The following is a 9,608-nucleotide window of genomic DNA, read 5'->3' on the forward strand; positions in this document are numbered from 1 at the left end:
TCAACAATGCGAGAGTACGATCGCGAAAAAAAAGTAACTTCCCCTTTTTCTTTTGCTCCACTCCTTTCTCTTTATCAAAAGTTTCATACAACTTAAAAAAGGTAGTACACAAATAATATCTAACCGAACGGTCAGTTTAATCTTACTAAAAACTAACCGATCGGTCAATTTTTATGTTTTATGCTATAATAACTGAAGAAAATGAGCCCACTATTCTAGGAGGAACGGTAATGATAGATGGTAGAGAAAAAAAGGGGAACAAAACAAAAGAAGTTTTATTAAACGCTACAATCGCTTTAATAGCAGAAAATGGTTTAGAAGCATTAAGCGCTAACAGCATAGCAAAGAAGGCAAATGTTAGTAAAGCAAGCGTGTTTCATCACTTTGGTTCTATGGAAACAATTCAACAAGAAGCTTTTATTTTTGCTGATGTGCTAATGAGTGAAGCGCTGGAACAAATTTATCAGGAAGCGAAGGAAACGGATTCTTTTGCGGATATTATGCTCAAATACTTTCTCTTCTTCATTGAAGAAAAAAATAAAGACTACTTAAATTTAATTAATGTTCAAATGCAATTTGTATTGAAGTCTTCATATGATACGGAGTTTGAAGAGATTATCTTTGGTAAAGACAGCGAAAAAACACCGTTTGATTTCTTTGAGATCTTGGTGGGTGATTTTTATGGTGATACGCTAGACGCGAATGACTTGGAGTTAGTAAATGATTTAATAATAATTCTTATAAATGGATTCACAACATTTTTAATCTCTAAGGCAGACAAAGAATGGCTTGTTTCATTATGGAAAGAAAATATTAAAATGATTGAAATCTATATTCACTCATTAATTGAATCAAATTCATAATACTTCATCTAAAAACTATAAATTTGCAAGATTTTTGTTTTTCTATATCATCGATTTTATGTGTCTTTGCAGATAGCTTCTGGGCGATTTGCCTATTTCGCTTCCTCGCCGACGTCAGCGCAGCCTTCACAGCTCCATAGGTATGGGTTTCCAATCCGTATGTCGTCGTGCCTGCATCCAGCATCTAGAAAGCGATGGGGATCGCCTTCTCAGCACCGGCTTTCTTACCTATTTTCTGCGTCAATTGGGCACCGGTATTACATTTGCCTTCACTGGCAAGTGGTTGTTCGATCGGTTCGAGATTTCCCTCAGCTTCAGAAGCATGCTGGGAAGCGCGGTCAATGATTACGTCACACGTAAGATAGGGATGTTGCGGACAATAGTAGTGGGATGGTGCAGCTCATAGCGTTGTACATATTGATGCCTAATCTACCGAACCTCACTGCCGTAACCATCGTCTATCTGATCATCAGCGCTGTGCTCGGCATTATATTCCCGCTTGTCATGGGTGCGCTCACCTTCCTGAACGTCTCCATACGTGGGACGATTTCTGGCCTAGCCAATTCGACGATGAACGGCCCTCATGCGTTAGGTGCGTGGCTCGCTGGTCTGCTCTACGCCCAGTACGGCGGTTATCCGTCGAGTGATCTCTTTGCGGTGGTCTGCCTAGCGCTTTCGCTTGACTGCTTCCTTTATAGAAATTCAAAATAAAGAGAACACATATCAAGTTAAATATGTGTCCTCCTTTATTCTAGTGAATCATCCAATATCATTTGAACGTTTATTTTCTATTTTTTAACAAAATCATCTTTACCGTTACCTATGTCAGTTGGATTTGATGCTGCGGTGATCTCCATCGGACTCTCAGTCAGTGGAGTCGGGAGAAATCACGTCCCACTTTCCAAACAGCGTCAAACCCGCCGCTTTAGCCAGCAACGTAGATGCATGGTTATCGAGCTGACATCGGTACTGAGGTTCGTAACCTTGGTCATAGGCATACTTACAAATGGAACGCACCACTTTGCGGGCATAACCTTTTCCTCTAAATGGCGTCAGCGTCAGTACGCCAAGATCCGCAATTTGCGTATCGTCCTCCCAGGGATACATGCTGGCAGCACAGACTAGGCGGTTCTGCTCAAAAGAGCCGAACACGGCCCAGTGATCCATTTCCACAAAAGCATCATCCAAGTCTTGTTCCGAAGCGGAGGACTCGAACTCGGAGAAAACCACATCATCTTGCTCTGTTAGCCGGCGCAAGTCACCTTCCAAATTTCCCTGCAGCAATACGTTCTTATCCGCTTCTGAGAAATAATAAACATAATCTGCGCCATGCAGAGTGACTCCTGCTTCTTTTAATTTCCGGCGAAAGATCTCCTCAGACAGGTCTTGTTGTTGATAAAGACCAACCTTATCGGCCATCGCAGGCGTCAGGACCGCCATAATCCGACCGTCGATGGTTTCCAACACCATGACCCGACTGTCTTCGTCAAGGTCTGGGTTGATGGCGACAGTAAAGACTTCATCGCTATAGAGGACGTCTCCGTTCAAAAATTTCTCCCGCCAATAGTCGGTTATCGTTTGTGAAAATAAAGGGATATTGTTTACTCGACTTTGTTGATTTGTCATTATGTTCACTTCCTTAGACATTTGTAATTGCTCTAAAAGTATCAAAATATTTAAGAATCAAGTAGAGAATGTTTAATTATAATCGAATTTTCCACCCGCTAACTTAAGAGTTCAAATCGCGGGAAACGATACGAGAAAATCCAATTAAAATCTGGAGAAATGCTTTCTAATTCTTTCATCTGCACATTATCAATAATCTCGTTTGCAGCCAATCGGGTCATAATAGGAGCCAGCGTAATAGCTGTATGCATAACCGCTAAATAGAGACCTTTTAATCCTATAGATGATTAGGTTATTTTTCAATTCAAGCCACTCCTCCATTCGTTATGTATTTATTATTGGAATTTGTATTTCCATTAATTGTGCATCTTGTTTTGTAGATAACGGTAAATATATTTCCCTACCAGGTTCGTTTTCTTTGATCAGATAGTTATTTTTCTCAATCCATTTCGCTAAATCAACAAAGAAACGTCCTTCTTTACGGAAAACAATATATGTTCTTTTCACCCTACAATACAATTCAAGCATATTTCTGTGCGTTACCATTCACAGAATTTTTATATGGGACTGACTTTTCGTATGTTTTTAAGTATTTCTAAGTATGTTCAGGTACTGAAATAAGACTCTATAGAGTTTTTCATATGATTAACGAGTGCTATTACTTCGCTGTCCAGTCCTTCCCAATTATCAACATTCTCTCCGCGGAAAGAATTGCTGCTCCCACCCCTCCAGCACTTGCATATTCTGAAAGTTGCCGTGAATTTATAACTTTTTTTGCATTAATGTACAGTTCCTCAAATGTCATTTTTATCCACCCTTGTATTATTATTTAATCATATATTTTGTATTCCTCTTTGCGTAGGACCCTCAATTAGTGGAATCGGGAGAAATCACTTCCCACTTTCCAAACAGCACCAAACCTGCCGCTTTAGCCAAGCAGAGGAAGCTAATAGAATAGACATGCTCACTTGGCAAGAAGAATTGCATTGTCGGATTTTTGGAATCCATTTTTAATATAAAATTTTTCTGATGGGAATCCCTTGGAAGTTGTTAACACGATAGTATTTATATCCTGCTTTTTAATGTCAGATTCTATAAGCTCTAGAAACTTGCTGCCTGCTCCTTGTCCCTGGAATTTTTCACTTACACAAAATTGATCAATGAAATATTCCATTCCTTTTAGACATGGCTTTTTTGCGCCTAGGCTCAATCCAACAAGTTCATCGTCTATTTTTAGAACGTAACCAATGAAATAATTGTTTTTCATATGATTCTCAAAAAAATCCACAACTTGTTTTCTTGACTCATAAACATCATTCCAAGGTTCTTTTGAGAAAGTTCCCATGAATAAATCAACACAGTTATCAAGCATGTCGTATTTCAACGAATATAGATTAGCCTCTAATCCCATATATATTAACCTCCATCAAATATCTGTAGAGCAAAAATTTCTCTGCATTGGACACATTAGCCCTTTCTATTACTATCTTCAATCCAACTCACCTTTCTTGGATCTACGTATCTCCTTCCCATTTTCATTTTATCTCACCCTTAATACGCGGCATAGGCTTTTTTCGTACAGACAGATTTCATATGATAGGTAACCAAATTTTCGATTTGTTAATAATTTATCCGCGCTCTATACCATCAATAATAAAAGCGTATGATCGTTCTATCTCCAGTGTACAGTCAAGTTCAGGCCGCAGCACTCCTGACTCTTTCAAACTGCGCAGCATACGCTCTACAAGATCCAGCAAGCCATCGTGCTGCGCGTCAAATGCAGTGCCGCTTCTTCTATAGTGAGCGGTGAATGCGAACCACACCTCCATTTCTGCCAGCTTGTTGTCATCTGTAGGCAATAGCTCCAATAATATTCGAAGCGCCTTTTGAAATAAAGATATGTCTAAGTCGATAGGTTATTAACGGACAGTCGCTCGCTCTTTTACCAACCTCATGGAAAAGTCAATCAGGTCATCCTGAGTCGAGAAATAATGACGCATAGCACCAAGCAAAAAATCCGACTCCTGGGCAATATTTCTAACGGTCGCCCCATTCATGCCTTGCTGTCTGATGACACGCAAAGTAGCCTCGGCTATTCGTAATCTTCTTTGATCGTGATCTACAATTTTTGCCATCCCTCCATTGTAGCAAAGGTCCCTTCACAATCACTTCTTATTTTCACAAATTTTTAAGTCTTTCAAAGCATGTTCAGATACTAAGATAAGACTCTATAGAGTTTTTCATATGATTAACGAGTGCTATTACCTCACTGTCCAGTCCTTCCCAATTATCAACATTCTCTCCGCGATAGGCTTTTCTTGCTAAGTTGAGTAAAGTCGCATGCACTTTAGGCAACTGAGGTATAGCCCATTCTGCAGCTATATCTTTTGATGAGATTTCGCCAACAGCCACTGTCAGCCACATTCGTGCAAGGGTTAAAATTACGTTTCGTTCGTCGCCCTTGATGCCCTCAATTAATCCTGGCAAGGATTCCATAATCGCCCTTTTAATATGTGTCATCGGCACGGGTTCAAGTATATCAGAAGCATCAGGACCAAAAAGAGAAACACTATTCTTTCTCACTTGCGCTAAAACAATAGCCAAATCAGGGTCATATGATGGTTCCTGGATTTGTCCATTCTCAAACTCATCCCTGAGCCACTCACCATAGATATATTCATTTTTTGGCGGAAATCGCCAGGGGACAACATCTCCATGGTTTATTACCGTGACTTCAAGTGGTCGCACAGAATCTGAATTTCCTATCTTTCCGGATATATGCATAAATCTATCTGTTAGTTTTCTACGAATTACTTTAGTCAAACTTTGATTTACAACCACTAGGACATCTACATCACTATTAATGCGTAAGCCACTTGTTACTGCAGAACCAAATAGATATACCCCGACTACTGCACTGCCAAGCAACTCCTCTACAATTTTAAATGCTTGGATCGTTTCCTTCGGTATTTTTTCGTTATTCAAGTCACTCACCAACTACAACCTCCTCTTGTCTAAAATGTAATGTTCTCTTAAAGTCAAATACTCATATGTATAGTTTGACTAAATAAACAATACTGCTGGTTATTGCAGTTTTCAAGCCATCTTAAATGATCACACAGGGGAGGGAGAATATGGATTTCCTGCATGACTCAAGCACGATTAGAGCTTTTCACTGCGTTCCTGTTCATATGTTTGTGTAACTCAATGAAGCGGAACTAGAACAGCTAATTATCGATGTAACGAATAGCAACTCCATTGAACCGTTGAATCCATGTCTTTAACCACTGATGATAAGCGTTGACATGCTGGATATCATAGATGCCTTTCTTGACTCGTTCGCCCTTGTTCCCGTTCAGAAACTTGTGGCGAATGGCTTTTTTCTTCGCATACAGCTTGTAATTGAAAGCCGAATCAGTACAAAGAACAACGTCCGTGTCCAAGTTCGTTTTTAACACTTGGTCAATTTCGTCAGCGGTAATACATCCTCTACCCGCCGCTTTTGAGAACTGATATCCGATTGATTTGCGGTTCGGTTATGCTTTATGATTGCCTGTATTTTATTTTTTGTAGTTATGGAACTATATTGAATATGCGCCTAGCTTACATAGAAAATCACAAGAACTTAACAAACATTATTCCAATAATAGTAAATACTAAAGCAGCAATTCTTCTAATATCAATTTTCCTTTTTTGTAAATTAAACAATCCAAACTGATCGATTGTTAATGCCATAATCATTTGTCCCAATAGAAAAATCATAGTAGTTAGAACCGATCCAAGTATAGGTAATAAGACAATGTTACCAGTTAAAATGAATATGCCAAATATACCTGCCATATATACCCAAATAGGAATACGATTTTTTTGAGTGTCATATAAAGGAATCTCTAAGCGACGTTGAGTAATCAATATTAAAATAAGCAAGATAATGGCACCAACGAAAAAAGAAATGAAAGTAGCTCCTAAAAGTGAACCTGTTGCAACGCGAAGATTTCCATTAATAGCAGTTTGCAATGGAGGTAAAAATCCAGCTAAAACGCCCAAAATAATCCAAGTAATTTTTCTATCTTTTTTTTCTTCTTCTATGGATGTAGTTAAATCTCTTTTCTTTTTTGTTTGAACAAATGAAATCGCTAAAATCATAATGAGAGTCCCGATTGTCCTAGTAATACTAATAGGATTAGTTGGCACACCAAACCACCCAAAGTGATCGATTAGAATTCCTAAAAACATTTGCCCTGTTACAGTTACTATTGTAGTAACTGAAGCACCAAGTTTTGAAAAAAGAATGATATTAGCCAAATGAAAGCCAACACCAGTTATTGCTCCACCTATAAAAACATACAATGGATATGAAAAATCAATCCCAACGCTGATTCCTCTAGGATCTACTATTAAATTAATAATGAGTAATATCACTGTTCCTAAACAAAATGCGATAAAGGAAGCTGTTAAAGGCGTTTTTGAATAAGAGCTTAAACGAGCACTTATAGATGCCTGAATAGGGAAAAACATTCCTAAAATTATCCCCATAATTAAGTAAAGTATGATTTGCACAAATTTCTCTCCTTAATTTTAAAATTGATAAAAACATTTAGCCCAATTAATATTGGTATTTTCCATATTACTAATTTGAAACTATCTACGAAGGAATTAAAAGATCCTTTATGTCTGCGATTTATTGAAAAATATGAGTGGATTATAAATACACAGTTTTTATAAAACATTCTGAAAAAGACTAACAGCAATCAAATAAAGATGATTTACCTTCAATAGCAGTATGATGTACAAGAATGAAATATCTTCCCAATTTTGACTATGCGAATAGCTGTTGACATCTGAAAAAGATTAATCATTCCTTCCTTAGCCAATTTAGTTAAGATTTTGGACAGGTAAGTCGGATAAAGTTTTGATTTTCTACTAAATCCTGTACACCAGCAAGCTTGTTAGATGTGTCCATTATAAGAAAAAGCATGTTGTGAAGAGCATATTGTAGCTTATAAAATTTTATAAATTTTGAATCACTCCCAATGAAGGACTTAATATATCCATAATAGCTTTAATTGTGTCATTTTGTCAAAAAAATTTTTTATTCAGAAATATTCTTAAGACTTCATTGAGAATGCTGTCAGATCAGAAGCATCAAGGGATTACAGCAATACGAAGCTTCACTTAAAAGGTGTAAAGTAAACATGGAAAAAAGAGCCCTTACCTCGGTAGTGTTGATGGTGACGAAACACACCAAAACTACAAAAGAGACTCTTCTATGACAAGTTTACAAAAGTACGGCATGAACTTCAGCCCTCGAATTAAAGTGAATTTCGAAGGCGGCAATCTGACCTCGGTTGCCGGCCTGCTTTTATATAAAGAATTCGATCATAAACTGGGTCTGGCTCAGACCGTAAAGTAATTGCTTGTAGCCCATGATCCCGTTCATCATCGGGATCATTCCAATCTAAATGTTGTGCTCCAGAATGTCTATCAGCATTTGTGCGGATACCACACCGGTGATCTTGCGGATGAGTTGTCTCACGAACCATTGTTGACTACATTACTTGCAAAAGAACGGCTCGCCTCGCAGCCGTCTATCTCTTGTTTCAATGAAAAGGTGGATATTGCATCAGCTAAATCGTTGGAGTTCATTGATGAAGTCTTGCAGTGGCGAGCCTATGTCATAGAGTCTCGTAACCAGTTCGTTCTAGATTTGTACTCCTAAGGGTTTGCTACCTCAAGCAAGCAACATGGAGCGAACTACAAATCATCACTATGCGTAAAATGGATTTCATTCGCTGTTTTTCTTTGACGGATTGAATGGGGACTGCCTTCGTGCTGACCTTCGTGCCGAAAAAGTGTATACTTCTTGTCAGCTCGTAAGGATCCATAGGCCCCGTTCTTAGAGCGTTATCAATTATGGGTGCCAAAGGCTTTACTTGTTTACCGCGATGACAGCGTCTTCTTTGCACTGTACTAAAATTCAAGGAAATACACTTGCTGCTCATGTAACTTTTGGGGATTAAGCACATGATTCGCCATCTCATGTGCAGTAGATTTCACTGTTTATAGGTTTCTCCCATACCCAGTTATTTTGCACGTATGAATTTAGCCATACAATGAGGTGGAAATAGGTATGCTCTCTTGGCAAGAACAATTGCATTGTCAGAGGTTTAAATCCATTCTTAAAATAAATCCAACAGGAGTTGTTAACTGATAGTATTTATATCCTGCTTTTTAATATCAGATTCGATAAGTTCTAGAAAATTGTATGCACTATGGCAATAGTACTATGTTTTTCAAAATCGCTATTAAACACTTGAATCTTCCTGCGCCATAGATCTCTTTACGGACAGAAGCAGGAATTACATATAGGTCCATCCACTTCCAATAAATATCGACCTTGATAGTATCGACCAATGGGCCTTGAATTAGTGCTGGACCAACGGCGCTTCTTTTCTCCTGACGATATAAGTCGATATAATTTTTTCGTTTCTCATAGCTAATCTCCAGCTTCATTTATTATAGTTACGTAGCCGCAGTGCGGACGTCCAAACTTTGCCTCATTAGCACGTTCTGGATATCATATGGAACTGTTGACTCATCAAGATATTCATGGTGATAAGTGTACCCTTTTTAACCTATCTTAAAAGAGCAACCCATAGTTTTATCCATTTTTTTGAATCATTCGTACATAAACCATTGGCATCTCAGATGTGACATTCGCAATCAGTTGATATATTTGACCCATATTCAAGCTGGCTTTTATTAACTTCAAACCATAACGATGTTTAAACACATTAGCTGTGAAATGAAGCTGGGTGCGGGTTTTTCATGAGACTATGTTCTTGTCCTTCGACAAACTACAACAATTAAGCTGATTAATATGACCCGTCTAGTCTTCATCTCATTCCTCCCTAAAAAAATCACCCCCGAAGTGAGTAGATGTTCATTTATATTCCAAATATTTTATAATTAATAACCACCTTTAATTAATTCAACAGCTCTCTCAATATACTCGTCTCTGCCTTCCATAATCCCTTCAATAGTAGGATCAAGACGAATATCTGGCTGCAATCCTATTCTTTGCGTTGGGTTTTTATCTGGATTAAATATGCCGAGTCC

13 protein-coding genes and 2 pseudogenes are annotated in these 9,608 nt (G+C 38.2%); 4 read left to right on the plus strand and 11 right to left on the minus strand.

All coding sequences use genetic code 11. The annotated features are described in order from the left end of the window. Positions 1-230 precede the first annotated feature (230 nt). Together PAENI_RS27990 and PAENI_RS27995 are read left to right on the plus strand one after the other, a co-directional pair. Positions 231-863 (plus strand): TetR/AcrR family transcriptional regulator, encoded by a 633-nt coding sequence (locus tag PAENI_RS27990; RefSeq protein ID WP_076298642.1) that lies wholly within the window; start codon positions 231-233, stop codon positions 861-863. A 420-nt stretch (positions 864-1,283) separates the two neighbouring features. Beyond that, the gene (locus tag PAENI_RS27995) at positions 1,284-1,574 is read left to right on the plus strand and encodes an MFS transporter (protein ID WP_143759340.1); all 291 of its coding nucleotides are present in this window, start codon (positions 1,284-1,286) and stop codon (positions 1,572-1,574) included. Between the two features lie 153 nt (positions 1,575-1,727). Here PAENI_RS27995 and PAENI_RS28000 read toward each other — a convergent pair whose 3' ends face one another. From PAENI_RS28000 to PAENI_RS32800, 10 genes and pseudogenes are all read right to left on the minus strand, one after another. Further along, complete coding sequence (locus PAENI_RS28000; protein ID WP_149647517.1) at positions 1,728-2,489, minus strand: GNAT family N-acetyltransferase; 762 nt, start codon at positions 2,487-2,489, stop codon at positions 1,728-1,730. A 324-nt stretch (positions 2,490-2,813) separates the two neighbouring features. Then, a pseudogene (locus PAENI_RS32370) lies at positions 2,814-2,951 on the minus strand (MerR family transcriptional regulator); the annotation flags it as partial. A 196-nt stretch (positions 2,952-3,147) separates the two neighbouring features. Then, positions 3,148-3,294 carry a hypothetical protein gene (locus PAENI_RS32375; RefSeq protein WP_223179021.1) on the minus strand — a complete coding sequence of 49 codons (147 nt, stop codon included), beginning with the start codon at positions 3,292-3,294 and terminating at the stop codon, positions 3,148-3,150. Positions 3,295-3,453: 159 nt separating this feature from the next. Next, on the minus strand, positions 3,454-3,900 hold the full coding sequence (locus PAENI_RS28020) for a GNAT family N-acetyltransferase (protein ID WP_149647518.1): 447 nt from the start codon (positions 3,898-3,900) through the stop codon (positions 3,454-3,456). A 217-nt stretch (positions 3,901-4,117) separates the two neighbouring features. Further along, a complete protein-coding gene (locus PAENI_RS28025) occupies positions 4,118-4,402 on the minus strand; it encodes a TetR family transcriptional regulator C-terminal domain-containing protein (RefSeq protein WP_149647519.1) in 285 nt (94 codons plus the stop codon). A 6-nt stretch (positions 4,403-4,408) separates the two neighbouring features. Next, positions 4,409-4,624 (minus strand): TetR/AcrR family transcriptional regulator, encoded by a 216-nt coding sequence (locus tag PAENI_RS28030; protein ID WP_149647520.1) that lies wholly within the window; start codon positions 4,622-4,624, stop codon positions 4,409-4,411. 73 nt (positions 4,625-4,697) lie between these two features. Then, positions 4,698-5,483: an aminoglycoside nucleotidyltransferase ANT(9) gene (gene ant(9), locus PAENI_RS28035; protein ID WP_076298636.1), complete on the minus strand. Its 786-nt coding sequence runs from the start codon at positions 5,481-5,483 to the stop codon at positions 4,698-4,700. Positions 5,484-5,716: 233 nt separating this feature from the next. Continuing rightward, positions 5,717-5,932 (minus strand): hypothetical protein, encoded by a 216-nt coding sequence (locus PAENI_RS28040; protein ID WP_223179022.1) that lies wholly within the window; start codon positions 5,930-5,932, stop codon positions 5,717-5,719. A gap of 172 nt (positions 5,933-6,104) precedes the next feature. Then, on the minus strand, positions 6,105-7,049 hold the full coding sequence (locus PAENI_RS28045; protein ID WP_149647522.1) for a DMT family transporter: 945 nt from the start codon (positions 7,047-7,049) through the stop codon (positions 6,105-6,107). Between the two features lie 184 nt (positions 7,050-7,233). After that, positions 7,234-7,503 (minus strand): annotated as a pseudogene (locus PAENI_RS32800) (Rrf2 family transcriptional regulator); the annotation flags it as partial. A 255-nt stretch (positions 7,504-7,758) separates the two neighbouring features. Here PAENI_RS32800 and PAENI_RS32075 point away from each other — a divergent pair. Then, the gene (locus tag PAENI_RS32075; protein WP_179086654.1) at positions 7,759-7,902 is read left to right on the plus strand and encodes a transposase; all 144 of its coding nucleotides are present in this window, start codon (positions 7,759-7,761) and stop codon (positions 7,900-7,902) included. Then, complete coding sequence (locus PAENI_RS28055) at positions 7,903-8,208, plus strand: transposase (protein ID WP_149647523.1); 306 nt, start codon at positions 7,903-7,905, stop codon at positions 8,206-8,208. A gap of 551 nt (positions 8,209-8,759) precedes the next feature. On the opposite strand, the gene PAENI_RS32380 is transcribed toward PAENI_RS28055, so the two are convergent. Further along, positions 8,760-9,002 carry a hypothetical protein gene (locus PAENI_RS32380; RefSeq protein WP_223179023.1) on the minus strand — a complete coding sequence of 81 codons (243 nt, stop codon included), beginning with the start codon at positions 9,000-9,002 and terminating at the stop codon, positions 8,760-8,762. Positions 9,003-9,608: the final 606 nt, after the last annotated feature.

The organism is Paenibacillus sp. B2(2019), from assembly GCF_008370385.1.
GTDB lineage: Bacteria > Bacillota > Bacilli > Paenibacillales > Paenibacillaceae > Paenibacillus_AQ.

Excerpts from the sequence above, each read along its gene's own strand:
- PAENI_RS27990 (WP_076298642.1), top strand. The coding sequence starts at position 231 with ATGATAGATGGTAGAGAAAAAAAGGGGAACAAAACAAAAGAAGTTTTA.
- PAENI_RS27995 (WP_143759340.1), top strand. The coding sequence starts at position 1,284 with ATGCCTAATCTACCGAACCTCACTGCCGTAACCATCGTCTATCTGATC.
- PAENI_RS28000 (WP_149647517.1), bottom strand. The coding sequence starts at position 2,489 with ATGACAAATCAACAAAGTCGAGTAAACAATATCCCTTTATTTTCACAA.
- PAENI_RS32375 (WP_223179021.1), bottom strand. The coding sequence starts at position 3,294 with ATGACATTTGAGGAACTGTACATTAATGCAAAAAAAGTTATAAATTCA.
- PAENI_RS28020 (WP_149647518.1), bottom strand. The coding sequence starts at position 3,900 with ATGGGATTAGAGGCTAATCTATATTCGTTGAAATACGACATGCTTGAT.
- PAENI_RS28030 (WP_149647520.1), bottom strand. The coding sequence starts at position 4,624 with ATGGCAAAAATTGTAGATCACGATCAAAGAAGATTACGAATAGCCGAG.
- PAENI_RS32075 (WP_179086654.1), top strand. The coding sequence starts at position 7,759 with ATGACAAGTTTACAAAAGTACGGCATGAACTTCAGCCCTCGAATTAAA.
- PAENI_RS32380 (WP_223179023.1), bottom strand. The coding sequence starts at position 9,002 with ATGAAGCTGGAGATTAGCTATGAGAAACGAAAAAATTATATCGACTTA.